Below are 23,151 nucleotides of genomic sequence, written 5' to 3' on the forward strand. Positions count from 1 at the left end.
GATCTTACCGGTGTCGTCACCGGTGGAGCGCACACGGTCAGCGCGCGGCCCCGGCGAGGTGCTCCTCGACCATGCGCACGAAGTACGCGTGCACCCGGTGGTCGCCGGTCAGCTCCGGGTGGAAGGAGGTGGCCAGCAGGTTGCCCTGGCGCACCGCGACGATCCGGCTCTCCGGGCCGTCCGCGGCGGGCAGCTCGGCCAGCACCCTGACGCCCGCGCCGACGGCCTCGACCCAGGGGGCGCGGATGAAGACCCCGTGCACCGGCGCGTCGTCCAGCCCCGCGAACTCGATCCCGGACTCGAAGGACTCGTTCTGGCGGCCGAAGGCGTTGCGGCGCACCGTCATGTCGATGCCGCCGACGGTCTGCTGGTCGTCCCGGCCGTCCAGGATCTTGTCCGCCAGCATGATCATGCCCGCGCAGGTGCCGTAGACCGGCATCCCGGCGGCGACCCGCTCGCGCAGCGGGTCCATCACGCCGAACAGCAGCGCCAGCTTGGACATGGTGGTGGACTCCCCGCCGGGGATCACCAGCGCGTCGACCTCGGCCAGCTCCTCGGCGCGGCGCACCGGACGGGCGAGCGCGTCGGCCTCGGCCAGCGCGACCAGGTGCTCGCGGACGTCGCCCTGGAGGGCGAGGACGCCGATGACAGGAGTGCTCACGGTCTTCAACCTCTATCGATCGTTACGACGGACTACGTGGCGCGGCCCGCCGCGCGCCGAGGCGCTGCGGCGGGCCGGCTCGGGAGGGGCGACTACCAGCCGCGGTTGGCGTAGCGCTCGGTCTCCGGCAGGGTGTCGCAGTTGATGCCGACCATGGCCTCGCCCAGGTTGCGGGAGGCGTCCGCGATGACCTTCGGGTCGTCGTAGAAGGTGGTGGCCTTCACGATGGCGGCGGCGCGCTTGGCCGGGTCGCCCGACTTGAAGATGCCGGAGCCGACGAAGACGCCCTCGGCGCCCAGCTGGCGCATCAGCGCGGCGTCGGCCGGGGTGGCCACGCCACCGGCGGAGAACAGCACGACCGGCAGCTTGCCGAGCTCGGCGACCTCCTTGACCAGCTCGTACGGGGCGCGCAGCTCCTTGGCGGCGGCGTACAGCTCGTTGTGGTCCAGGGCGCGCAGGTGGCCGATCTCGTTCTTGATCTGGCGCAGGTGGCGGACGGCCTCGACGACGTTGCCGGTGCCGGCCTCGCCCTTCGAGCGGATCATGGCCGCGCCCTCGGCGATGCGGCGCAGGGCCTCGCCCAGGTTGGTGGCACCACAGACGAAGGGGGTGGTGAAGGCCCACTTGTCGGAGTGGTTGACCTCGTCGGCCGGGGTCAGCACCTCGGACTCGTCGATGTAGTCGACGCCGAGCGACTGGAGGACCTGGGCCTCGACGAAGTGGCCGATGCGGGACTTGGCCATCACGGGGATGGAGACCGCCTCGATGATCTCCTCGATCATGTTCGGGTCGGACATGCGGGCCACGCCGCCGTCCTTGCGGATGTCCGCCGGAACCCGCTCCAGGGCCATGACGGCCACGGCACCGGCGTCCTCGGCGATCTTGGCCTGCTCGGCGTTGACCACGTCCATGATCACACCGCCCTTGAGCTGCTCGGCCATGCCGCGCTTGACCCGGGCGGTACCGATCTGCGGCTGGTCTGCGGTGGTGGGGGTGGTGGACACGTGAGACCTCACTCGAAGATGAATCAGTGCTATCGCCCTATGGTAGGCAGACCGAATGGCCCCATCATGCGCCACCAAGTCCAGCCCGGACGACGGGATACGACAAACGGGCCGTATCCGGGGGACACCTTAAGCAGGCGCCCCTTCGGGCGTGAGGGCGGGCGGTGGGGCATCGTCCATCTCGAACGCCAGCGGGAACGGCGCCTTCCCGGCCAACCGGAAGTACCGCACCAGGCGGTGCTCGCGCACCGCCCGTGCCGCCCGCACCGCGTCGTTGTGGAACCGACGGGCCATCGGCACCCGTCGCACCGCGGCGGTCAGCTCACGAACCGCGTCCTCGCCGCCCGGCTCCGCGACCAGCGCCGCCATCTGCTCGGGCTCCTCGAACACCGCCCGCAGCGCCAGGCTCAACCGGCTCTCCGCCACCTCGCGCTGCTCGTCCTCGGCCTGCCGGGCCGCGTGCGCCGCGTCCAGCAGCAGCAGCGAGGCCGCCGGGTCCAGCAGCGAGGACGTCGCCAGCTCGATGGCCACCGAGGCCCGGCGGACCAGCTGCGCGTCCAGGGCCGCCCGCGCGGCGTCGATCCGGGCGTGCAGCCGGTCCAAGCGGCCGGCCGTCCAACTCAGGTACATGCCGAACAGCACCACGGCCACGCCGGCCCAGATCCAGGTAGTCACGGGCCGCTACGTTACCGCGTGTCACCGGCTCAGCCGTGGGTGATCGCGTTCCGGTAGGTTCCCCGGTCGATGTCCGCGACGTTCACCGCCGTGAGCAGCCGGGAGCCCGGCCGCGGCCGCACGTACCGGGCCACCAGCGCCAGCACGCCCTCGCTCAGCGCCGCCTTGGCCTCCGGCGTGCGGCCCGGGAAGATCTGGAACTCGACGAACACCTGGGCGTCATCGGCCGGCCCGCTGGTGCCGACCACCAGCGCCTCGCTCTGCCGGAACACCGTCTTGCAGGACTCCGGCTTGGCGTCGATCGTCTCCTCGGCCAGCCGGTTGATCGCCAGGCCGAGGCCCCGGCGGTCGAAGGTGCCGGCCAGGTCGGCCGAGTAGTCGACGGAGATCTGCGGCATCGGTGCCCCCGTGGATCGCAGTGGTGCGGACGTCCGACCCTAACCCCGCCGACCTGCGCCGCCGGACGCGGCCTCAGTCCCTGGCCAGCCCGAACCGGCCGCGCCGACCGCTGCGCACGTCCTCCTCGACCACCGCCGCGTCGCCCGCCGTCACCGTCTCGTACACCGCCAGGATGTCCGCGCCGACCGTCGACCAGTCGAACCGCCGCACGTGCCGCGAGGCCGCCTCGCGCAGCTCCTCCAGCCGCGCGGGATCGCCCAGCAGCCGCAGCGCCGCCCGGGCCAGCGCGTCCGCGTCCTCCACCGGGAACAGCTCGCCCGCGTCCCCGCCGTCCAGCACCTGCTTGAACGCGTCCAGGTCGCTCGCCAGCACCGGCGCGCCCGCGGACATCGCCTCGACCAGGATGATCCCGAAGCTCTCGCCGCCGGTGTTCGGCGCGACGTACAGGTCCACGCTGCGCAGCAGTCGCGCCTTGTCCCGGTCGCTCACCATGCCGAGGAACTCCACCTGGGCGCGCACCTCGGGCGGCAGGCCCGCGACGGCCTCCTCCTCGTCGCCCTTGCCCGCCACCAGCAGCCGCACCCCCGGCCGCTCGGCCAGGATCCTCGGCAGTGCCGCCAGCAGCGTCGGCAGGCCCTTGCGCGGCTCGTTGATCCGGCCGATGAAGCCGATCGTTCCCGGCTCCCCCTTCGCCGCACCGCCCGTCCAGCGCTCGTCCGGCTCGGCCCGGGCGAAGAAGCCCACGTCCACGCCGTTCGGGATCACCACCGCGTCCCCGCCCAGGTGCTCCACCAGGGTGCGCCGGGCGTACTCCGACACCGCGATCCGGGCCCGCATCTTCTCCAGCCCCGGCTGGAGGATCGGCGAGGCCGCGATCATCACCCGCGACCGCGGGTTGGAGGTGTGGAAGGTCCCCACCATCGGCCCGGTCGCCGACCAGGCGGCCAGCATCGACAGGCTCGGCGCGGCCGGCTCGTGCACGTGCAGGATGTCGAAGCCGCCGTCGTGCAGCCAGCGCCGCACCCGCGCCGCCGACAGGATCCCGAAGCTCAGCCGCGCCACCGACCCGTTGTACGGCACCGCCACCGACCGCCCCGCCGGGACGACGTAGGGCGGCAGCGCCCCGTCGTCCTCGGCCGGCGCCAGCACGGACACCTCGTGCCCCAGGCCGATCAGGTGCTCGGCGAGGTCCCGGATGTGGAACTGCACCCCACCGGGGACGTCCCAGTCGTACGGGCAGACAATGCCGATCTTCACGGGTTCCTCGAACTCCTTCGGACGGTCGTGCGGACTGGCGGGACGGCGGCGCGGCAGGGCGGGACGGCGGGAGGAGGTCAGGAGCCGGAGGCCTCGGCCGCGGGCTCCGCGGCCGGCCGCGCGGGCTCCACGGGCGCCGCCTGCGCCGGCCCGCGGGCCGGCAGGTCGGCCAGCCAGAACCGCTGCAGCATGTGCCAGTCCTGCGGGTGCTCGCGGATGCTCCGCTCCCACACCAGGGCCATCTCCTGGGTCATCGCCCGGGTGCGCTCCTTGCGGTCGCCCTCCTCGGGCACCGGCACCTCGGGGTGGATCCGCGCCCGCATCACCGGGCCGTCGTACCAGAGCGTCACCGGCAGCAGCGCCGCCCCGGTCCGCTGGCACAGCGCCGCCGGACCGGCCGGCATCCTGGTCCCCTCGCCGAAGAAGGTCACCCCGATGCCCGCCTCCGAGAGGTCCCGGTCCCCCACCAGGCAGACCAGCCGGCCCTCGCGCAGCCGGCGCGCCAGCGTGCCGATCACGTTCACCGAACCGCCGGTCAGCGCCAGGACCTCCATGCCCAGGCCCTCCCGGAACGCCACGAACCGGTCGAACAGCCGCTCCGGCTTCAACCGCTCGGCGACGGTGGTGAACGGGTAGCCCTGCTGCGCCACCCAGGCTCCCGCGAGGTCCCAGTTGCCCATGTGCGGCAGGGCTATCAACGCGCCCCGCCCGGCCTCCAGCGGCGCCCGCAGGTTCTCGAAGCCCTCCACCCGGACGTCCCGGGCCACCCGCTCCCGGCTCCACACCGGCAGCCGGAACGACTCCATCCAGTACCGCAGGTACGAGCGCATCCCGGCCCGCGACAGCGCCCGCAGCCCGGCCTCGTCCAGCCCCGGACGGACCCGGCGCAGGTTCGCCTCCAGCTGGAGCACCCGCTTGCCGCGCTTGCGCCACGCGTAGTCCGCCAGCCGGTCGAACAGCCCCCGGGCGGCCCGCTCCGGCAGGTGCTTCAGCAGCCCCCACCCCAGCGCGTACGCCCAGTACACCAGTCGGTCCGTCACCGCAGGACGCCCCCCATCAGCTCCCGGCCGCCGCTCGGTCGGCCTCGAACGCCTCCCGGCGCACGGTCAGCATGCGCTGGAACACCGTCACCAGGCTGCCCGCCGCGACCAGCCACAGCGCCACCGGCAGCAGCCACTCCACGTACGGGACGCCGAAGGTGTGCAGGCCCGCGACCCCGGCCGCCACCAGGCTGGCCACGAGCCGCTCGGCCCGCTCCACCAGGCCCGACACGTCGCACGGCAGGCCCTGGCTCTCCGCCCGCGCCTTCGTGTACGACACCACCAGGCCGCTCGCCAGGCAGAAGATCGCCACCGCGCAGAGCAGGTTGTCGTCACCCTTGCCCGCGTACCACATCGCCAGACCGCCGAAGATCGCCGCGTCCGCGACCCGGTCCAGGGTGGAGTCGAGGAACGCCCCCCACTTCGTGCTCCGGCCCAGCTGGCGGGCCATGTTCCCGTCGACCAGGTCCGAGAAGATGAACAGCGTGATCGTGATGGTGCCCCAGAAGAACTCCCCACGCGGGAAGAACACCAGCGCACCGGCCACCGAACCGGCGGTACCGATCAGCGTCACGGCGTCCGGGCTCACGCCCAGGCGGATCAGGAACGCGGCGAACGGGGTCAGGACACGTGTGAAGAAGGCACGCGCGTATTTGTTGAGCATGGCCTTCCCAGCCGCTCCGATCTCCCAGATACCCGCCTGGCGCAGAACGCGCGGCAGACGGCCGGGCGGATCAGCCCGTCCGGCCCACCCATCGTAGCCACGCCGGGGACACGCTCCGGCGCACGCACCGCCGTCCACCGCCCCCGCCACGGCGCACACACGGACGGTCACCGCCCGGCCGTACGGCGCGCGCCCCGCCGGAACCCGACCGGCCGCACGGCACGCGCCCACCGCGACGCTCCCACCTAGACTGCGATGGACAGCCTCGGCGCCACGGGAGGAGACCCCGATGCCCGACCGCAGCACGGCACGAGCCGGCCAGGCACCCACCGTCACCGGCCCGAAGGACCTGCGCAACGTCGTCCTCATCGGCTCCAGCGGTGTGGGCAAGACCACCCTCGCCGAGTCCCTCGCGCTCGCCGCCGGCGCCGTCGGCCGGGCCGGCCGCGTCACCGACGGCACCACCGTCTCGGACCACGAAGACATCGAGCACCAGCAGCAGCGCTCCGTCCAGCTCGCGCTCCTCCCCCTCGAATGGAAGGGCGTCAAGATCAACCTGATCGACCCGCCCGGCCACCCCGACTTCACCGCCGACCTGCGCGCCGCCCTGCACGCCGCCGACGCCGCCGTCTTCGTCGTCTCCGCCACCGACCCGGTCACCGCCCCCACCCGCGCCCTGTGGCGCGAGTGCGCCGCCGAAGGCATCCCCCGCGCCGTCGCCGTCGCCAAGCTCGACCTCGCCCGCACCGGCTTCGACGAGATCCTCACCGCCTGCCACGACGCCTTCGACCTCGGCCCGGACACCCTCCGCCCGCTCTTCCTGCCCGTCCTCCACGACGGACGCCCCGACGGCAGCGTCGACCTCCTCACCGGCGACACCTACGGCGACGCCGACCCCCTGCCCGACACCGCCCCCGCCCACGACAGCCTCGTCGAGGCCATCTCCGGCCAGGACGACACCCTCATGGAGCGCTACCTCTCCGGCGACCCGCTCGACACCGACTCCCTCGAAGCCGGCCTGCGCCGAGAAGTCCTCGCCTGCGACCTCCACCCCGCCGTCCCCACCAGCGAGAACGGCCTGGGCGCCGCCGAACTCCTCGACCTCGTCGCGCACACCTTCCCCGACCCCACCGAGCGCACCCGCCCCGCTCCCGCCTGCGACCCCGACGCCCCGCTCGCCGCCCAGGTCGTCCGCGTCACCGGCGACGCCTACGTCGGCCGGATCAGCCTGCTGCGCCTGTTCGCCGGCACCCTGCGGCCCGACACCAGGATCCACCTCGCCGGCCCCGCCCACACCGCCGACCAGAACGGCGACGAACGCGTCACCGCCCTCACCAGCCCGTTCGGCAAACTCCAGCGGCCCGTCCCGCACGCCGTCGCCGGCGACCTCGTCTGCGCCGCCAAGCTCACCACCGCCCGCGCCGGCGACACCGTCCACGACCCCGGCCACCCCGTCGACCTCGACGGCTGGACCGTGCCCGAGCCCCTGCTGCCGATCGCCGTCGAAGCCCACAGCAAGGCCGACGACGACAAGCTCTCCCAGGCCCTGGCCCGCCTCACCGCCGAGGACCCGGCGCTGCGCCTGGAACAGAACCCCGACACCCACCAGCTGGTCCTCTGGTGCACCGGCGAGGCCCACGCCGAGGTCGTCCTCGACCGCCTGCGCACCCGCCACGGCGTGCACGTCGACACCGTCGAGCCCAAGGTCGCCCTGCGCGAGACCTTCGGCACCGCCGCCGCCGGGCACGGCCGCCTGGTCAAGCAGTCCGGCGGCCACGGCCAGTACGCCATCTGCGACCTCGAAGTCGAACCGCTCCCGGCCGGCTCGGGCGTCGAGTTCCAGGAGCACGTCGTCGGCGGCGCCGTCCCCAAGCACTTCATCCCCTCCGTCGAGAAGGGCGTGCGCGCCCAGCTCGCCAAGGGCGTCACCACCGGGTACCCGCTCGTCGACGTCCGGGTCACCCTCACCGACGGCAAGGCGCACTCCGTGGACTCCTCCGACGCGTCCTTCCAGAACGCCGCCGCCCTCGCCCTGCGCGACGCCGCCGGGCACGCCGTCATCCGGCTGCTGGAACCCGTCGCCGCCGTCAGCGTCCTGCTGCCCGACGACTACCTCGGCGCCGTCCTCGGCGACCTCTCCGCCCGCCGCGGCCGCGTCCTGGGCACCGAGACCGGCGGCACCGGCCTCACCCTGCTGCGCGCCGAGGTCCCCGAGCTCGAACTCGTCCGCTACCCGACGGACCTGCGCTCGCTCACCCACGGCACCGCCGAGTTCTCCCGCGCCTACCTGCGCCACGAGCCCATGCCCGCCGCCCTCGCCGAGCGCTACACCGACTGAGACCCGCGGTCCGGCAGCGCGCACGCCGCCGTACCCCCCGGCATCCGGTGCCGGTTGCGCGACACCCAGCGGTACGCCAGCCCCGCCAGCGGCCGCACCGGCGCCGCCGTCAACACCGCGCCCAGATACGCCCACGCCCCGCCGGAGCGCATCAGCAGCCGCGCAACCGCCTGCGCGCCCCCGTACACCCGGCCGGTCGGCGTCACCCAGAGCACCTCGTGCTCGGCCCGCTCCGCCGACACCTCACCGCGCCCGCCGGCCCGGCCGTCCAGCTCCGCCAGGTCCGCGCGCTGGAACGGCACCGCCTCCCAGCCCCCCGAGGCCAGCGTCTGCCGCAGGTACCGCTCGGCCCAGCGCACACAGGACGAACAGAACGAACAGTCCCCGTCGAAGACCAGCACCGGATCCTTCACGACCGCTCCCTCGCCTCGTTCCCACCAACCATCCTGCCCCACCCCCACCAGGCTCCCCACTCCGGCATCGACCCGCCGGAAGCTGGGCATCATGCCCCTCAGGCCCCGGTGACGGTACTTCAGACGATCATCCGCGCGGGGGTGCCACGGCACGGTAACCTGCCGCTGACAAGGGGAGGAGGGGACGCCACCGTGACCACACTCGACATGACCCCGGGTGCGCAGATACCCCGGACCGACGCCGGGCCGCAGACCGCCATCACCCAGGGACTCTCCTCGACCGCCTACCGCGACGGCGAGATCCAGGGCTTCGTCGGCGCCGTCACCGACGCCACCGAGAAGAAGGGCCGCTTCGCGCTCTTCCGCCCCAACCTCGGCGAGGCCTTCAGCAAGGCGCTGATCTCCCGCGCCCTCGGCGGCGGCCGCAAACCCCTCGTCCCGGCCTTCGGAGTCGACACCCGCCAGGTCGTCGAGCACTGCCTCGCCGCCGAGGAACTGCGCAACACCCGCGACCGGCAGCTCAGCACCGTCTCCATCGCCACCGGCGCGCTCTTCCTCCCCGGCACCCTGGTCTGGCTCGGCGCCTTCCAGCTCCGCGCCTGGCTCAAACGGGACAACCCGAAGAACGCGGCCGTCTACGGCGGCATCGTGCTCGCCGCGACCGCCGCCCTCGCCGTCCTCCTCGCGCTGCGCCCGCCGGCCACCGGCTTCATCGGCGTCTACCTGCGCATCACCATGCTCGCCCCGGTCGTCGGCTGGTACCTCGCCCGCCGGATCGTCGAGCGCTCCGCCAAGGACCTGCGCGGCCGCTGGCAGGCCCTGGTCGAGGGCAGCACCGTGGCCGCCACGGTGGCCAAGGCCGTCCCCCGGGACGACCTCGACAAGAAGGCCGCCGACCTGCGCGACAAGCTCGGCCGGCTGGACGCCGAGCAGGAGACCAACATCCACCACTACGCCGGGCCCAAGGGCATCCTCGGGGCCGGCCGCCGCTGGGGCGAGTGGCGCCTCGCCGACACCCTCCACCCCGCCGAGGGGCACGTCGACTTCCGCGCCTTCCACCCCTGGGACCTGATCCGCCGGATCTCCTCCCACCTCAAGGGGCTCGGCGTCAGCCACGTCGCCAACAGCGGCATGCCCAACGTCGCCGTCAAGCAGTGGGTGGTCTTCGACATCGGCGAGGGCGCCGACGAGATCAGCCGCCCCGGCAACGCCGACATGGACGGCGACCGGATGCGCGACTTCGCCGTGCAGAGCGTCGCCGACAAGCAGACCTTCTCCGGCGGCCCCCGGCACTACCTCGCGACCCAGTTCATCACCCACGACGGCAAGCTGGTCCTCACCTTCACCGTCACCGTCACCCTGCTCGCCAACGTCCTGAACATCACCGTGTCCGGCTACGCGCTCGGCCCGGTCAAGGGCGTCTTCTTCGACAAGCCCAAGGACAAGGAGAAGTCGGTCTCCAAGACGCTGAAGTTCTGGGAGGAGCGCACCGTCAAGCTCCCCCTGATCGACAACGACGAGGTCGTCCGCCAGGCCGTCCGCGCCCCGTTCTACCGGATGCCCGGCCTGCTCAGCTGGCTCGGCGGCGGGCTCGGCCTGCCCGAGCCGTTCGGGCTGCGGCACGTCTGGGCGGGCCGGGCCTGGGAGAACCGCTCCATGGTCGACAACGCCCAGAACGCCTCCGTCCCGGTGCTCGCCGCCGTCCACGCGGCCACGCTGGAGTTCCTGGAGGAGCACGACCTGGACGCCGACCGCTTCTTCAAGAACCGCACCTCGGTCATCAAGTCCGAGGCGCAGAGCCCGCGCCCGTACGACGTCGACACCTTCAACGCCGGCTGACCCGCGGGGCGCACCGGCTGCCCCGGGGCGCACGCGAGAGGGCCCCACCGAGATCCTCGGTGGGGCCCTCGTCCGCCGTACCGCCCGGCTCAGTCCTGCGGCCAGACCTCGGCCAGCATCTTCCGGGTGTCCGCCAGCAGCTGCGGCAGCACCTTGGTGTGGCCGACCACCGGCATGAAGTTGGTGTCCCCGCCCCAGCGCGGGACGACGTGCTGGTGCAGGTGGGCCGCGATGCCGGCCCCGGCGGCCGCGCCCTGGTTCATCCCGATGTTGAACCCGTGCGCCCCGGAGGCCGACCGCAGCGCCGTCATCGCCTTCTTGGTGAAGTCCGCCAGCTCGGCCGTCTCGGCCTCGTCCAGGTCGGTGTAGTCGGCCACGTGCCGGTACGGGACGACCATCAGGTGCCCGCCGTTGTACGGGTACAGGTTCAGCACCGCGAACACGGCGCTCCCCCGGGCGATGACCAGCCCCTCCTCGTCGCTCAGCGACGGGATCGAGCAGAACGGACAACCGTCGTCCGGAGCCGGGCCGGTGGGCTTGTTCTCACCCTGGATGTACGCCATCCGATGGGGGGTCCACAGGCGGCGGAAGCCGTCCGGCTCACCGACGCCCCGCTGCAGTTCCGGCTCAGTCGTCATGCTGATCAGCATATTCGCCCGACGGTGCTCGCGAAGCCGCGCGGGGCAGACTCTTCGAGAGCCTGCCCCGCGCACGAGCCGTCGTGCTACCGGATCACACCTGGATCCGGTTCTTCACCGCGTCCACGATCTCCTGCACGGCGTCCGCGACCGGAACGCCGTTCTTCTGCTCGCCGTTGCGGTAGCGGAAGGAGACGGCACCGGCCTCGACGTCGTCGTTGCCCGCGATCAGCATGTACGGCACCTTGCTGCGCTGGGCGTTGCGGATCTTCTTCTGCATCCGGTCGTCCGAGGTGTCCACCTCGACCCGGATCCCGTGCTTCCTGAGCTCGGCCGCGACCTCCAGCAGGTACGGCACGTGCTCGTCGGTGATCGGGATGCCGGTCACGGTGACGGGGGCCAGCCACGGCGGCATGGCGCCGGCGTAGTGCTCCAGCAGCACCGCGAAGAAGCGCTCGATCGAGCCGAACAGGGCCCGGTGGATCATGACCGGCCGCCGGCGCGAGCCGTCCGCCGCCGTGTACTCCAGGTCGAAGCGCTCGGGCAGGTTGAAGTCGAGCTGGATGGTGCTCATCTGCCAGGTCCGGCCGATGGCGTCCCGCGCCTGCACCGAGATCTTCGGGCCGTAGAAGGCCGCGCCGCCCGGGTCCGGGACCAGCGGGAGGCCCTGCTTCTCGGCCACGGCGGCGAGCACCGCGGTGGCCTCCTCCCAGGTCTCGTCGCTGCCGACGAACTTCTCCGGGTCCTTGGTCGACAGCTCCAGGTAGAAGTCGGTCAGGCCGTAGTCGCGGAGCAGGTTGAGCACGAAGGTCAGCGTGGAGTCGAGCTCCTCCGCCATCTGCTCGCGGGTGCAGTAGATGTGCGCGTCGTCCTGCGTGAAGCCGCGGGCGCGGGTCAGGCCGTGCACGACGCCGGACTTCTCGTAGCGGTACACCGTCCCGAACTCGAAGAGGCGCAGCGGCAGTTCACGGTACGAACGGCCGCGCGCGTCGAAGATCAGGTTGTGCATCGGGCAGTTCATCGGCTTGAGGTAGTAGTCCACGCCCTCGTCGAGCTGCATGGGCGGGTACATGCCGTCCGCGTACCAGTCGAGGTGGCCGCTCTTCTCGAACAGCTTCCCCTTGGTGGCGTGCGGGGTGTAGACGAACTCGTAGCCCTCCTCCTCGTGCCGCTTGCGCGAGTAGTCCTCCATGGCCCGGCGGATGATGCCGCCCTTGGGGTGGAAGACGGCGAGGCCGGAGCCGATCTCCTCGGGGATGGAGAAGAGGTCGAGCTCGTTGCCGAGCTTGCGGTGGTCGCGCTTCTCGGCCTCGACCAGGAAGTCCAGGTGGGCCTTGAGCTCGTCCTTGGTCGGCCAGGCGGTGCCGTAGATGCGCTGGAGCATCGGGTTCTTCTCGCTGCCGCGCCAGTAGGCGGCCGCGTTGCGCATCAGCTTGAAGGCCGGGATGTGCCGGGTGCTGGGCAGGTGCGGGCCGCGGCAGAGGTCGCCCCAGCACTGCTCGCCGGTCTTGGCGTCCAGGTTGTCGTAGATGGTGAGCTCGCCGGCGCCGACCTCGACGTCGGCGCCCTCGCCGGCGGTGGCGGCGGAGCCCTTGAGGCCGATCAGCTCCAGCTTGTACGGCTCGGCGGCCAGCTCCTCGCGGGCGGACTCGTCGGTGACCACCCGGCGGGAGAACTTCTGCCCGCGCTTGATGATCTCCTGCATCTTCTTCTCGATGGCCTTGAGGTCATCGGGGTGGAAGGGCTTCTCGACGTCGAAGTCGTAGTAGAAGCCGTCCTTGACCGGCGGGCCGATGCCGAGCTTGGCCTCGGGGTAGAGCTGCTGCACGGCCTGGGCCATGACGTGCGCGGTGGAGTGGCGCAGGATGTCCAGGCCGTCCTTGCTGCCGATCTCGACGGGCTCGACCTCGTCGCCGTCCTGGACGGCGTACGCGAGGTCCTTGAGCAGGCCGCCGACGCGGGCGGCGATGACCGAGCGGTCGTCGGCGAAGAGATCGGCGGCCGTGGTGCCCGTCGTCACCACGCGCTCTTCCCGATCGGGTTCGCGGCTGATGGTTACCCGGACGTCCGTCACCGGTCTCTCCTGACGTGCTGGATTTCAGAGGGCGCAACACTGCGCTGCGCGTGACGATGGTACCGAGCGCGCCGCCCCCGCCGTCCACCTACGCCCCTTCCCCCCCTTCCTCCGCCGTCTCACCGAGCGCTTTCAGCAGCCGTTCGCGGTCCCCTTCCTCCCAGCCGCGGAGCTCCAGCCCGTGCGGGCGGTTCAGCCGGCGGAAGCCGTCGTGCCGGTCCAGCCGGCCGGAGACCCGGACGGGCAGGCCCGCGAGGTGGGCTTCGGCGGCGAGCCGGTAGTCGGGGTCGGGCAGGCGGAGCTTGAGCTCGCGGACCTCGGCGCCGGCCAGCACCCGCAGCCGTACCGAGCCCGGGCCGGACGGGTCGGCGCGCTTGAGCCGGGTGACCACGCCGACCACGGTGACGGCCACCGCGGGTTCGAGCCGTTCCAGCAGGTCGGCGGCCTCGGCCAGGGCGGGCAGGTCGCCGGGCGAGAAGTCGAGGTCGATCCGGCGGTCCCCGAAGCCGCCCGGCGTCCCGGCGGCGGGTGACCAGGCGACGGTGAGCCGGGCGGCGGTGGCGTCGCGCACCAGCTCCTCGACGGCCCGGACGAGCTCCCGGCTGACGCCGGCCGGGACGGCGTTCGCGAAGGCCTCGGGCCCGCCGCTGACCCGGCGGTAGTCGACGGCGTCGCGCAGCGCCTCCAGGGCGCGGACCAGGGTGGTGACGGCGGCGCGTCCCTCGGGGGCGGGGGTGAGGGCGGTGAGGGCGGCGTCCTGTTCGACCAGCAGCACGCGGTCCAGGAAGTCCCCGGCCGGGCCGTCCAGCCGGGCGCCGAAGTACCCGGCCCTGGTGCGGGCGGCCTTGGCGCCGGCGGCGAGCATCCCGCGGGCCGCCCGCCGGAGCCGCTCGGCCCCGTCCCAGGAGGCGGCGCCGGCGGGGCCGGAGGGCTCGCGGCGCCAGCGCAGCTCGTCGCCGGGGACGGTGAGGGCGAGCAGGATCGAGCGGGCGGAGGGGGTGCGGGAGCGGGAGAGGGCGGTGACGGCGTCGGTGAGGAGTTCGACGGCGTCGTCGAAGCCGCTCCCGGCCGGGACGAGCAGGCTGGTGCCGGGCTCGTCGTCGGGCGGGGTCCAGCGACCGTACCGGGCGGCCGGCCCCCCGCGGCGGGTCCAGCCGTGCCGGGCGAGCAGGGTGGCCAGCACCGCCGGGTCGACGGTGGCCGGGTCGGGCAGGGGCCGGGCCGGTTCGCCCGGTGCGTGCGGCGGTGTCATGGGTCCGGTTCCTCCCTGCCGGGGCCGGGCCGTCACGGGCTGCCGCCCGCGCCGACCCGGGCCATGATGTCGCAGAGCGCGCGGTCGTCGAAGACCTTGTCGGTGGGCACCCGGACGTTGGTGCGCCGCTGCCCGGTGACCGGGTGGCCGGCCAGGTTGACCCAGTAGCAGCAGTGCCGCAGCTCCAGGGCGTCCGGGCGGGCCCGCAGCCAGTGGTCGACCCGGCGCGGCAGCAGCATCACGACCAGGAGCCGCGGGACGGCGACCCGGGGCCGGGCGAGCTTGCGCAGGTGGTCGTTGTCCAGGGTGAAGCTGAAGAACGGCCCGGACGGGGCGGCCGCGACCTGCTGGGTCGCCTTGAGCTGGATCTTGACGGTGACCTCGTCGTCCACCGCGTGGGCCCGGGAGCCGTGGCTGACGTGCCAGTCGATGCCGTTGTCCGGGAACGGCTGGGAGAGCGAGCAGCCGGCCGCCGCGGCGACCGCGTGCAGGTAGCCGACCTGCAGGGTCTCCATGCAGGCGGTGACGGCGAGGTTCCCCCGCAGGACGGCGGCCGCCGCCCCGTCGGGCTGCGGCTGGGTCAGTGCCATCGCCCCGTGGCCTCCCCCGGCTCGGGCCCGTCCCGGCCGGACGGGTCGGTCGATTCGAACGGGACAGTCATGGGCAGGATCCCCGGTCGGGCTTGGGCCAAACGGGTTGAAGAGGCGTCAGGACCGGGTATCAACCGGGCGCAACGCTCGTCTGAGGGGCCGTCATGCAGCAGCACTGGTACACCGGACCACTCGCCTCCTTCGACACCGAGACAACCGGCGTGGACGTCGAGAACGACCGGATCGTCTCGGCCGCCCTGGTCGTCCAGCTCGCGCCGGGTGCGCCGGCCCGGACCACCACCTGGCTCGCCGATCCCGGGGTGCCGATCCCGGACGGCGCCCGCGCCGTGCACGGCATCACCGACGAGCAGGTGCGCGCCCACGGCCGTCCGGCCCGGGCAGTGGTGGCGGAGGTCACCCGGGCGCTGGCGGCCGAGGCACTGGCCGGCCGCCCGGTGGTGGTGATGAACGCGCCCTACGACCTGACCCTGCTGGACCGGGAGCTGCGCCGCCACCACGGGCTGACGCTGACCGGCGGACTGGCCACGGCCGGGCTGGTGGTGCTGGACCCACGGGTGCTGGACAAGCACGTGGACCGCTACCGCAGGGGCCGGCGGACGCTGACCGACCTGTGCGCCCACTACGGCGTGGAGCTGGCGGGGGCGCACGACGCGGCGGCGGACGCGGCGGCGGCGCTGGCGCTGACCCGGCGGATCGGCGCCCGCTACCCGGCGGCGCTGGGCGGGCTGTCGGCGGCGGAGCTGCACCTGCGGCAGGCGGTCTGGCACGCGGCGCAGGCACGCGGGCTGCAGCACTGGTTCGACCGCTCGGGGACGCCGGAGCGGGTGGACCTGTCCTGGCCACTGCGCCCGGCCAGGTGCGGCTGCGGGCGGCGGCTGGAGCCGGAGCACGGCTGCGAGGCGGCGGCGTGACGCGGCGGCCCGGCCTCCCGGGCCCGGAACGCGCCGCAGGCCCTGACCGGTTTCCTGGTCAGGGCCTGCGTGCTGTCCGGTGGGCGATACTGGGATCGAACCAGTGACCCCTTCGGTGTGAACGAAGTGCTCTCCCGCTGAGCTAATCGCCCGGGCAACGAGATGAACTGTAGCACCGTTCGGGGGCGGTCGTACAACTCGTCCGTTCCGGGCCCCCGCCACCTCCGCAGAACTCGCGCCCCGCGCGGAAGGTGACTGTGCCTCAGCCGATTACCGACGGCCCTTCAGGCGGATTCGGGAAATACACGTGAGGCCCAGTCGATAATCGACTGGGCCTCACATATCACAATGCATTCCGGTGGGCGATACTGGGATCGAACCAGTGACCCCTTCGGTGTGAACGAAGTGCTCTCCCGCTGAGCTAATCGCCCGGGTGCAGAAAGAACATTACCGCATCCCGGAGGGTGCTCCGAACGCCCTCCCCGTCCGAGGCCCGCCCGGGAGGGGGCGGCGGCCCCCCCGGTCGGCCAGGGGGCGGCAGGCCGCGGGGTACGGCGGCGCCTCCGGGGTTCCAGGCCCGCCGGGCGGCCCCGGCGGCCTCGCGGCGGATCCGGCGCGGGGGCGGGGCGGATCCGGCGCAGGGGCCGAGCGCGCCCGGCCGAGCCCGGTGGACCGGACCCCCGCGTCCGGCCGGCCCCGGCAGCGGCCACGCGACCGGCCGGGGCACCCCCACCGGGAGGCCTGCCGGGGAGACCGCCACCCGCCGGTTCCGGGGCGGCACCGGCGGTCGGTCCGCGGGGGCCGCGGGCCGCGGACCGGCCGCCCGTCCGCCCTCGCCGGTTGCGTCAACCGCCACGTCCGGTTCACCCGTTCCCGCGTTCCCGAGCGCGTTGTCGTTTCGCACAGTCATGCCAGGAAACTAAGCAAGTAGCGCCCGGGTAATGCCCGGCCCGGCCGCTGCGGGGCGATTACGCAATGCGCCGTAAGGGGTACGACTCGCGCCCGAATCGGGACAGAGGGGTTTACATCGGTCTTGGGGGTGGGATGGTCCGTTCGCCGACGTGCGATTCCCCGAGCGCACACTGAGCGAAAGGCCATGGCGCTTATGAACACCACGGTCAGCTGCGAGCTGCACCTGCGCCTCATCGTGTCCAGCGAGTCCTCACTGCCCGTCCCCGCGGGCCTGCGCTACGACACCGCCGACCCCTATGCCGTGCACGCCACGTTCCACACGGGCGCCGACGAGACCGTGGAGTGGGTGTTCGCCCGAGATCTCCTCGCGGAGGGGCTGCACCGACCCACCGGTACCGGCGACGTCCGGGTGTGGCCGTCGCGCAGCCACGGGCAAGGGGTGGTCTGCATCGCACTGAGCTCTCCGGAAGGAGAAGCCCTGCTGGAGGCCCCGGCCCGGGCGCTTGAGTCGTTCCTCAAGCGGACGGACGCCGCGGTGCCCCCCGGCACCGAACACCGTCACTTCGACCTCGACCGGGAGCTGTCCCACATCCTCGCCGAAAGCTGACACCCCGCCCGGAGGCGGTCACGCCCCGCTGTCGGCGGGGCCGTACCCCCTGCCGTCATCGCTGCCGTCCTACTCGGGGGCACGGCAGCGGACTCAGCCGCGCACGTCGCGGTCTCGGGGCCGGTGAGCGGCCCCGCTCCCACCGGAGCGGGCCCAGCACCGCAGGCGCCCGGCACCGGGGCCGGTCATCCTCACGGGTGGCCGGCCCCGGTGCCGGGCGCCGCCGTCTTCGGGCCCTCGGACGCTCCTGCGGGGCCAGCACGCCGGTTCGGGGCCCGGGCGGCGTCCGGTTTCGTACGCCTTGTCGGCCTGCGCACACGTCTTCGAAAGAAGGCGCCGCCCCAGCGGCACGCGGCCCGGTATGGTCTGGGGTAACCGTGGACTGGACGCGGGGTATCGGAATCCCCCTGCGCGAGGAGCCCCCAACGTGCTGATCACCCATGACACCGAGTGCGCGCTGAGCATCCTCGTGGAGCTGCTCAACACCGCACCCGAGGTGTGCGGCGCCGAGCGGCTGCCGGACGTCGCCGCGCTGGACGCCTTCGTGGTCCGCCAGGAGATCAGCGAGATCGACTCGCTGACCGAGGACGACCTGCGACGGGTGCACGAGCTGCGCTCCCGGCTGCGCGAGGTGTTCGCGACGGAGTCCACCTCGGAGGCCGCCGAGCTGGTCAACGCGCTCGTCGCGGCCGCGGGGACGACGCCCCGGCTGACCGACCACGACGGCCACGACTGGCACATCCACTACTTCGCGCCGCACGCCGCGCTCGGCGACCACCTGGCCGCCGAGCTGGGCATGGCGCTGGCCTTCATCCTGATGGCGGGCGAGCGGGAGCGGCTGCGCCGCTGCGAGGCGCCGGACTGCGCCCGGGTCTTCGTGGACCTCTCCCGCAACCGCTCACGGCGCTACTGCGACAGCCGCACCTGCGGCAACCGGCTGCACGTCGCCGCGTACCGGGCGCGCCAGCGGTCGGCGGAGGCCGTCTCCTCCGCCTGACCCGCCCCCGCGGTCCGCCCGGCTCCGGCGCAGGCCGTCCCGCTCAAATGCCGCGCTTGCGCAGGATCTCCTCGATGTCGGCGAAGTCCCCGAGGCCGTCCTCCCGCTTGGCCGCGGCCGGCTTCTTCGTGGCCTTGGGCGTCGGCGCCACCGCCGGGCGCTCCGGCGCCGGCCCGGCCGCGGCCAGGCGCTCCGGGCCGCCCTCCACAGCCGCCGCGCCCCGGCGGCCCGCCCAGCGGGTGGCGACCAGCAGGACCGCGGAGACGCCCAGCAGCGCGATGCCGGTCCACACCCGTGGGTCGAGGACCAGCTTGGTCGCCCAGTCGGCGAACTCCCGGCCGATCGTGCTCGCCAGCGGGAACAGCCCGGTCAGGTAGAGCCCGGCGGGCAGCAGGGCCACCGCGAACCACCGGGTCGCCGACAGGAAGCGCCGCCGGTAGGCCCGCAGCCCGGCGAAGGCCACCCCGCCCGCCGTGAGGATGAAGCTGATCGCCGCGCTCACCACGGAGCCGCTCCTTCGTGTCCGGTCGTCCAGGTCATCGGTGCTTCCTCTCGGTCCGCCCTCGGGCGCACCTCCGGCCGGAGCGGGCGCCCACTAGTGGAACACTGGGGGAATGATCGATGGTTCCCTCCCCCGCCTCGAGTTCTGGTGCGACCTCCAGTGCCCGGACTGCCACACCGCGCTGGACGACGTACGGGCGCTGCGCGCGCAGTACGGCGACGCGCTGCCCGTGGAGGTGCGGCACTTCCCGCTGGAGAAGCACAAGCACGCCTACGCCGCCGCCGAGGCGGCCGAGGAGGCGTTCGCCCAGGGCCTGGGCTGGCCGTTCGTGGAGGCGCTGCTGGCCCGCACGGCGGAGCTGCAGGCGCGCGGGCAGCAGGTGCTGCTGGACGTCGCCCGCCAGGTCGGGGCGGACGCCGACGAGGTGGACACCGCGCTGGTCGACGGCCGGCACATGCTGACCGTCGACGCCGACCAGGCCGAGGGCAAGGCGATCGGCGTCACCGGCACGCCGACGTACGTGATCGGCGGCCGGCGCCTCGACGGCGGCAAGAGCCAGGACGGGCTGCGCGAGCGGATCGTGGCCGTCATCGAGGAGGCGAAGGCGTCCTGACGCCACGTCGGGTCACAGCTGCTTGCCGTAGAGGCGCTCGGTGATCCGGTAGCCGAGCGACTCGTAGAGCCGGATGGCCGGCTCGTTGCCGGAGAAGACGTTGAGGCCGAGGTGCCGCACCCCGGCGGCCAGGCACTCGCGCTCGGCGAGCAGCATCAGCGCGCGGCCGTGTCCCCGGCCCCGGTGGGCCGGGGACACCTCCACCTTCATCACCCAGGCGAGCGGCTCGCCGTCCGGCAGCTCGCGCAGGCGCAGCTGGAGCCAGAGCAGGCCGTACGGCTCCTCCCCGCCCCCGGCGCCGTGGAGCCGGCGCACCACCGAGCCCGGGGCCTCGGGATCCGAGGCGGCGGGGTCCTGCCGGCCGGCGGCGATCCGGGCGCGGGCCTGTTCCTCGGTGAGACCGGACTGCGTCAGCATGCGGACGTAGTCCTCCCCGGACTGCTCGAACCAGGCCCGGAGCTCGGCCGGCCGGTCGAACGGGCACACGCTCAGCCCGGCGGGCAGCTCGGGGGCGGCGGTGAGCAGCTTGGACATGGTCAGGGCGCGCTCGGTGTACCCGAGGGCCACGGCGAGCCCCCGGGCCGTCGCGGCCGACTCGGGGACGGCGACGTCGACCCGGGTGCAGCCCCAGGTCCGCAGCACCTCTTCGGCGGCCAGCCCGCCGAAGGTGCCCCGGCCCCGGCCCCGGCCCTCGGTGATCTCCAACTCGGATATCCGGCCCCAGAGTTGGCCGCCCTGAGGGTCTGCGGTGGTGCGCAGGGCACCGACCGGGCGGCCGTTGGAGAGGATCAGCCAGCGTCTGGTGCGGCCGCCGGCCGCGGTGGGTGTCTCCGGGCCCTCGGGGCGCAGCGTGGTGGTCATGTGGTGCTCCCTTCCCGCTGCGGGGAGGGTTATCCGCCCGGTCGGCGCGCTCTCCCGCGCGCGGGGATCACGGGTCGAGGTCGTCGCCGCCGCGCTCGGCGAAGACGGCCATGGCCTTGGCGGTGACGGGGCCGATGCCGGGCAGTTCGCGGTCGTCGACCCGGGTGACGGCCTGCACGTCGCGGGTGGTCGAGGTCAGGAAGACCTCCTCGGCCTCCTGCAGGACGGTGAGCGGGAGGTCGGCCTCCTCGGCGCCGCACCAGTCGACGACGAGCTGCCGGGTGATGCCGGCCAGGCAGCCGGAGGCCAGGGTGGGGGTGAGCAGGCGGCCGCCGAGGACCACGAAGACGTTGGAGCCGGTGCCCTCGCAGAGCAGGCCGGCGGTGTTGGCGAAGAGCGCCTCGGAGGCGCCGGCGCGGTGGGCCGAGGCCAGGGCGACGACGTTCTCGGCGTACGAGGTGGTCTTGAGGCCCGCGACGGCGCTGTGCTCGTTGCGGCGCCAGGGGACGACGGTGACGGCGGTCTCGTCGGGGCGGCGGGTGATCGCGTTGAGGCCGACGACCAGGGTGGGGCCGGTGGTGCCGCGCTCGGAGCTGAGCGGGCCGTTGCCGCCGGTGTAGGTGATCCGCAGCCGGGCGAGCGGCGCCGGGTTGGCGGCGAGGACCCGGGCGCAGGCCTCGCGGACCAGGTCGTGGTCCGGGTCGGCCAGGCCGAGGCCGCGGGCGGAGCGGGTGAGCCGGTCGAGGTGGCGGGTGAGGGCGAAGGGCCGCCCGTCGACCGTCTTCACCGTTTCGAAGACGCCGTCGCCGGTGGTGAGGCCGTGGTCGAGGACCGACAGGGCCGCGTCGGCGGAGTCGACGAGGGTGCCGTTCACCCAGCTCGTGGTGCTGTCGTGCATCGGGCGCTGCTCCTAGGCGGTGGGGGCTCAGGCCCCGGTCGGCGCGGATCCGCCGGCGGGCTCGCCGCCGGGGCCGCCGGGTTCGCTGCCCGACGCTATCGCGACCAGGCGAGCGGCCTTCAGTTCGGTTTCGGCCCATTCGCGCTCGGGGTCGGAGCCCCAGGTGATGCCGGCGCCGGTGCCGAAGCGCAGGACGGGGGCGCCGGGATCCGTCCGGTCGATCCAGAAGGTGCGGATGCCGACGGCGAGTTCGGCCTCGCCGCGGTCGGCGTCGACCCAGCCGACGGCGCCGCAGTAGGGCCCGCGCGGGGCCGTCTCCAGGGCTTCGATGATCCGCAGGGCGCTGGACTTGGGGGCGCCGGTGACGGATCCGGGCGGGAAGGTGGCGGCGAGGAGTTCGGGCCAGCCGGCTCCCTCGCGCAGGGTGCCCTCGACGGTGGAGACCAGGTGGACCAGGCCGGGGTGCTTCTCGACGGCACAGAGGTCGGGGACGGTGACGCTGCCGGTCGCGCAGACCCGGCCGAGGTCGTTGCGGACCAGGTCGACGATCATCACGTTCTCGGCGTGGTCCTTGTCGAGGAGGTCGTCCTCGGTGCGGCCGGTGCCCTTGATCGGGCCGGAGGAGACGGTGCGGCCGCTGCGGCGCAGGTAGAGCTCGGGCGAGGCGGTGGCGATCTCGACGCCGTGGTCGGGCAGGCGGACGGTGCCCGCGTACGGGGCCGGGTTGCCGTGGGCGAGGAGGCCGGTGAGGGCGTCGACGTCGGTGCGGTCCGGGTCGGGCAGCGGTGCGGAGAGCACCCGGCAGAGGTTGGCCTGGTAGACCTCGCCGGCGGCTATGTGCTCGCGGATGCGGCGGACGCCGGCGGTGTAGGCGGCACGGTCGAGGGAGCTGTGCCAGTCGCCGGCTCCCGGGCCGCGCCAGCCGGCGCCGGAGGGCGGGGCGGGGGCGGAGGTGACCCGCTCGAAGCGGGCGCAGGTGAGGCGGCCCTCGAAGTCGTAGGCGACGGCCCAGTAGCCGGTGGAGTCGAGGGCGGCCGGGTCCGAGGTGACGTCGCGCAGTCCGGTGGCCAGGCGGCCGCCGAAGCGGGCGAGCGGGGGGCGGGGGGCGGGTTGGCCGGACACGGTTCTCCTGCGCGGTGGTGCTGGTGGCGGTGCCTGAAGTGTAGGTCGGGGGCGCGCGCCGGGCGGGGCTCGCGCCCCCGCGTACGAGCAGCCGTGTGCGTCACCCCGGTGTGCGCGGGGTGACCTGCGGATGACCGTCCGGGAGCAGCGCAGGTGGTGGCCCGGGGCCGACCGGCAGGGCTGACGGGACGGCACTCGGCGGCCATCCCCTCGGCATGCTGCGGGAACGGATTTTTAGCTGGCCCGGGAATCCGCTAGAGTTCAACACGTCGCCAGGGAGCGCAGCCGAAGAAAAGCGGTGAAGATCCCGGGAGACAGGCGGACGTGGCTCAGTTGGTAGAGCATCACCTTGCCAAGGTGAGGGTCGCGAGTTCGAATCTCGTCGTCCGCTCGATGGAGAACAGTGTAAGATCGTTCTTCATGTGTTGCCTGGTGGAGTGGCCGAGAGGCGAGGCAACGGCCTGCAAAGCCGTGTACACGGGTTCAAATCCCGTCTCCACCTCCAAGAGGCTCCCCGGTTATGCCGGGGCGCCTCCCCGCGCGATTAGCTCAGCGGGAGAGCACTACCTTGACACGGTAGGGGTCACTGGTTCAATCCCAGTATCGCGCACGTCAGGCCCGTCGGGGCCTGCTGCAGGACCGCCGCACCAGGCGCGATTAGCTCAGCGGGAGAGCACTACCTTGACACGGTAGGGGTCACTGGTTCAATCCCAGTATCGCGCACCGTAACAGGCCCTTCGGAGCCTGCTGCAACACCACCGCACCAGGCGCGATTAGCTCAGCGGGAGAGCACTACCTTGACACGGTAGGGGTCACTGGTTCAATCCCAGTATCGCGCACGTCAGGCCCGTCGGGGCCTGCTG

Annotated in this window: 22 protein-coding genes and 7 tRNA genes; 11 read left to right on the forward strand and 18 right to left on the reverse strand. The window is 73.3% G+C overall.

Annotated features, from left to right (window positions below; genetic code table 11):
* Nucleotides 1-37: 37 nt before the first annotated feature.
* The 7 genes from pdxT to pgsA all read right to left on the reverse strand — a co-directional run bounded on the left by pdxT (nt 38) and on the right by pgsA (nt 5,700).
* Nucleotides 38-661: a pyridoxal 5'-phosphate synthase glutaminase subunit PdxT gene (gene pdxT, locus ACH5AR_RS18325; protein ID WP_396302451.1), complete on the reverse strand. Its 624-nt coding sequence runs from the start codon at nt 659-661 to the stop codon at nt 38-40.
* A gap of 92 nt (nt 662-753) precedes the next feature.
* Nucleotides 754-1,665, reverse strand: a complete 912-nt coding sequence (gene pdxS, locus ACH5AR_RS18330; protein WP_396302452.1) for a pyridoxal 5'-phosphate synthase lyase subunit PdxS — start codon at nt 1,663-1,665, stop codon at nt 754-756.
* 129 nt (nt 1,666-1,794) lie between these two features.
* A complete protein-coding gene (locus tag ACH5AR_RS18335; RefSeq protein WP_396302510.1) occupies nt 1,795-2,295 on the reverse strand; it encodes a hypothetical protein in 501 nt (166 codons plus the stop codon).
* A gap of 74 nt (nt 2,296-2,369) precedes the next feature.
* Nucleotides 2,370-2,738, reverse strand: coding sequence for a 5-carboxymethyl-2-hydroxymuconate Delta-isomerase (locus tag ACH5AR_RS18340; RefSeq protein ID WP_396302453.1), 369 nt, complete (start codon nt 2,736-2,738; stop codon nt 2,370-2,372).
* A 73-nt stretch (nt 2,739-2,811) separates the two neighbouring features.
* On the reverse strand, nt 2,812-3,996 hold the full coding sequence (locus ACH5AR_RS18345; protein WP_396302454.1) for a glycosyltransferase family 4 protein: 1,185 nt from the start codon (nt 3,994-3,996) through the stop codon (nt 2,812-2,814).
* A gap of 77 nt (nt 3,997-4,073) precedes the next feature.
* Entirely contained in the window at nt 4,074-5,036 is a 963-nt protein-coding gene (locus ACH5AR_RS18350; protein WP_396302455.1) for a phosphatidylinositol mannoside acyltransferase, read from the reverse strand.
* A 16-nt stretch (nt 5,037-5,052) separates the two neighbouring features.
* Nucleotides 5,053-5,700, reverse strand: coding sequence for a phosphatidylinositol phosphate synthase (pgsA, locus tag ACH5AR_RS18355; protein WP_359825323.1), 648 nt, complete (start codon nt 5,698-5,700; stop codon nt 5,053-5,055).
* Between the two features lie 289 nt (nt 5,701-5,989).
* Here pgsA and ACH5AR_RS18360 point away from each other — a divergent pair, with 289 nt between their 5' ends.
* Entirely contained in the window at nt 5,990-8,038 is a 2,049-nt protein-coding gene (locus ACH5AR_RS18360) for an elongation factor G-like protein EF-G2 (RefSeq protein WP_396302456.1), read from the forward strand.
* On the opposite strand, the gene ACH5AR_RS18365 is transcribed toward ACH5AR_RS18360, so the two are convergent.
* Nucleotides 8,026-8,451, reverse strand: a complete 426-nt coding sequence (locus tag ACH5AR_RS18365) for a thiol-disulfide oxidoreductase DCC family protein (RefSeq protein ID WP_396302457.1) — start codon at nt 8,449-8,451, stop codon at nt 8,026-8,028. The two genes, ACH5AR_RS18360 and ACH5AR_RS18365, sit on opposite strands and share 13 nt — an antisense overlap.
* A 192-nt stretch (nt 8,452-8,643) precedes the next feature.
* On the opposite strand from ACH5AR_RS18365, the gene ACH5AR_RS18370 reads away from it, so the two are divergent.
* Nucleotides 8,644-10,290: a hypothetical protein gene (locus ACH5AR_RS18370; RefSeq protein ID WP_396302458.1), complete on the forward strand. Its 1,647-nt coding sequence runs from the start codon at nt 8,644-8,646 to the stop codon at nt 10,288-10,290.
* An 89-nt stretch (nt 10,291-10,379) separates the two neighbouring features.
* Here the strand turns inward: ACH5AR_RS18370 and ACH5AR_RS18375 are convergent, their stop codons facing one another.
* The 4 genes from ACH5AR_RS18375 to ACH5AR_RS18390 all read right to left on the reverse strand — a co-directional run bounded on the left by ACH5AR_RS18375 (nt 10,380) and on the right by ACH5AR_RS18390 (nt 14,844).
* Nucleotides 10,380-10,940, reverse strand: a complete 561-nt coding sequence (locus ACH5AR_RS18375; RefSeq protein ID WP_396302459.1) for an HIT family protein — start codon at nt 10,938-10,940, stop codon at nt 10,380-10,382.
* An 82-nt stretch (nt 10,941-11,022) separates the two neighbouring features.
* A complete protein-coding gene (gene thrS / locus ACH5AR_RS18380) occupies nt 11,023-13,002 on the reverse strand; it encodes a threonine--tRNA ligase (RefSeq protein WP_396302460.1) in 1,980 nt (659 codons plus the stop codon).
* Between the two features lie 88 nt (nt 13,003-13,090).
* Nucleotides 13,091-14,254: a hypothetical protein gene (locus ACH5AR_RS18385; protein WP_396302461.1), complete on the reverse strand. Its 1,164-nt coding sequence runs from the start codon at nt 14,252-14,254 to the stop codon at nt 13,091-13,093.
* 32 nt (nt 14,255-14,286) lie between these two features.
* Nucleotides 14,287-14,844 (reverse strand): DUF4365 domain-containing protein, encoded by a 558-nt coding sequence (locus ACH5AR_RS18390; RefSeq protein ID WP_396302462.1) that lies wholly within the window; start codon nt 14,842-14,844, stop codon nt 14,287-14,289.
* A 164-nt stretch (nt 14,845-15,008) separates the two neighbouring features.
* On the opposite strand from ACH5AR_RS18390, the gene ACH5AR_RS18395 reads away from it, so the two are divergent.
* Complete coding sequence (locus ACH5AR_RS18395; protein WP_396302463.1) at nt 15,009-15,776, forward strand: exonuclease domain-containing protein; 768 nt, start codon at nt 15,009-15,011, stop codon at nt 15,774-15,776.
* Between the two features lie 80 nt (nt 15,777-15,856).
* Here ACH5AR_RS18395 and ACH5AR_RS18400 read toward each other — a convergent pair.
* A tRNA-Val gene (locus tag ACH5AR_RS18400) sits at nt 15,857-15,928 on the reverse strand.
* Between the two features lie 207 nt (nt 15,929-16,135).
* A tRNA-Val gene (locus ACH5AR_RS18405) sits at nt 16,136-16,207 on the reverse strand.
* Nucleotides 16,208-16,881: 674 nt separating this feature from the next.
* Here ACH5AR_RS18405 and ACH5AR_RS18410 point away from each other — a divergent pair.
* Together ACH5AR_RS18410 and ACH5AR_RS18415 are read left to right on the forward strand one after the other, a co-directional pair.
* Entirely contained in the window at nt 16,882-17,295 is a 414-nt protein-coding gene (locus ACH5AR_RS18410; RefSeq protein WP_030056266.1) for an SsgA family sporulation/cell division regulator, read from the forward strand.
* A 427-nt stretch (nt 17,296-17,722) separates the two neighbouring features.
* On the forward strand, nt 17,723-18,292 hold the full coding sequence (locus ACH5AR_RS18415) for a CGNR zinc finger domain-containing protein (protein WP_396302464.1): 570 nt from the start codon (nt 17,723-17,725) through the stop codon (nt 18,290-18,292).
* 43 nt (nt 18,293-18,335) lie between these two features.
* Here ACH5AR_RS18415 and ACH5AR_RS18420 read toward each other — a convergent pair whose 3' ends face one another.
* A complete protein-coding gene (locus ACH5AR_RS18420; protein ID WP_396302465.1) occupies nt 18,336-18,794 on the reverse strand; it encodes a hypothetical protein in 459 nt (152 codons plus the stop codon).
* Between the two features lie 112 nt (nt 18,795-18,906).
* Between ACH5AR_RS18420 and ACH5AR_RS18425 the strand changes: the two genes are divergently transcribed.
* Nucleotides 18,907-19,407: a DsbA family protein gene (locus ACH5AR_RS18425; RefSeq protein WP_396302466.1), complete on the forward strand. Its 501-nt coding sequence runs from the start codon at nt 18,907-18,909 to the stop codon at nt 19,405-19,407.
* Between the two features lie 12 nt (nt 19,408-19,419).
* Here ACH5AR_RS18425 and ACH5AR_RS18430 read toward each other — a convergent pair whose 3' ends face one another.
* From ACH5AR_RS18430 to ACH5AR_RS18440, 3 genes are all read right to left on the reverse strand, one after another.
* Nucleotides 19,420-20,268 carry a GNAT family N-acetyltransferase gene (locus ACH5AR_RS18430; protein WP_396302467.1) on the reverse strand — a complete coding sequence of 283 codons (849 nt, stop codon included), beginning with the start codon at nt 20,266-20,268 and terminating at the stop codon, nt 19,420-19,422.
* A gap of 67 nt (nt 20,269-20,335) precedes the next feature.
* Nucleotides 20,336-21,166 carry an aminotransferase class IV gene (locus ACH5AR_RS18435; RefSeq protein WP_396302468.1) on the reverse strand — a complete coding sequence of 277 codons (831 nt, stop codon included), beginning with the start codon at nt 21,164-21,166 and terminating at the stop codon, nt 20,336-20,338.
* 27 nt (nt 21,167-21,193) lie between these two features.
* The gene (locus tag ACH5AR_RS18440; RefSeq protein WP_396302469.1) at nt 21,194-22,288 is read right to left on the reverse strand and encodes a chorismate-binding protein; all 1,095 of its coding nucleotides are present in this window, start codon (nt 22,286-22,288) and stop codon (nt 21,194-21,196) included.
* Between the two features lie 318 nt (nt 22,289-22,606).
* Here ACH5AR_RS18440 and ACH5AR_RS18445 point away from each other — a divergent pair.
* The 5 genes from ACH5AR_RS18445 (at nt 22,607) to ACH5AR_RS18465 (ending at nt 23,127) form a co-directional block, all read left to right on the forward strand.
* Nucleotides 22,607-22,679 (forward strand) — tRNA-Gly (locus ACH5AR_RS18445).
* 40 nt (nt 22,680-22,719) lie between these two features.
* A tRNA-Cys gene (locus tag ACH5AR_RS18450) sits at nt 22,720-22,793 on the forward strand.
* Nucleotides 22,794-22,826: 33 nt separating this feature from the next.
* Nucleotides 22,827-22,898: transfer RNA gene (locus ACH5AR_RS18455), tRNA-Val, on the forward strand.
* 41 nt (nt 22,899-22,939) lie between these two features.
* Nucleotides 22,940-23,011, forward strand: a tRNA-Val gene (locus tag ACH5AR_RS18460).
* Nucleotides 23,012-23,055: 44 nt separating this feature from the next.
* Nucleotides 23,056-23,127 (forward strand) — tRNA-Val (locus ACH5AR_RS18465).
* Nucleotides 23,128-23,151 lie beyond the last annotated feature (24 nt).

Source organism: Kitasatospora sp. NPDC018619, from assembly GCF_044391605.1.
Classification (GTDB): domain Bacteria; phylum Actinomycetota; class Actinomycetes; order Streptomycetales; family Streptomycetaceae; genus Kitasatospora.

Bases quoted from the DNA above. Each gene is read 5' to 3' on its own strand.
- ACH5AR_RS18360 (WP_396302456.1), top strand. From the start codon at position 5,990: ATGCCCGACCGCAGCACGGCACGAGCCGGCCAGGCACCCACCGTCACC.
- ACH5AR_RS18430 (WP_396302467.1), bottom strand. From the start codon at position 20,268: ATGACCACCACGCTGCGCCCCGAGGGCCCGGAGACACCCACCGCGGCC.
- ACH5AR_RS18435 (WP_396302468.1), bottom strand. From the start codon at position 21,166: ATGCACGACAGCACCACGAGCTGGGTGAACGGCACCCTCGTCGACTCC.
- ACH5AR_RS18335 (WP_396302510.1), bottom strand. From the start codon at position 2,295: ATGTACCTGAGTTGGACGGCCGGCCGCTTGGACCGGCTGCACGCCCGG.
- pgsA (WP_359825323.1), bottom strand. From the start codon at position 5,700: ATGCTCAACAAATACGCGCGTGCCTTCTTCACACGTGTCCTGACCCCG.
- ACH5AR_RS18340 (WP_396302453.1), bottom strand. From the start codon at position 2,738: ATGCCGCAGATCTCCGTCGACTACTCGGCCGACCTGGCCGGCACCTTC.
- ACH5AR_RS18425 (WP_396302466.1), top strand. From the start codon at position 18,907: ATGATCGATGGTTCCCTCCCCCGCCTCGAGTTCTGGTGCGACCTCCAG.
- ACH5AR_RS18395 (WP_396302463.1), top strand. From the start codon at position 15,009: ATGCAGCAGCACTGGTACACCGGACCACTCGCCTCCTTCGACACCGAG.
- ACH5AR_RS18410 (WP_030056266.1), top strand. From the start codon at position 16,882: ATGAACACCACGGTCAGCTGCGAGCTGCACCTGCGCCTCATCGTGTCC.
- ACH5AR_RS18390 (WP_396302462.1), bottom strand. From the start codon at position 14,844: ATGGCACTGACCCAGCCGCAGCCCGACGGGGCGGCGGCCGCCGTCCTG.
- ACH5AR_RS18385 (WP_396302461.1), bottom strand. From the start codon at position 14,254: ATGACACCGCCGCACGCACCGGGCGAACCGGCCCGGCCCCTGCCCGAC.
- ACH5AR_RS18375 (WP_396302459.1), bottom strand. From the start codon at position 10,940: ATGCTGATCAGCATGACGACTGAGCCGGAACTGCAGCGGGGCGTCGGT.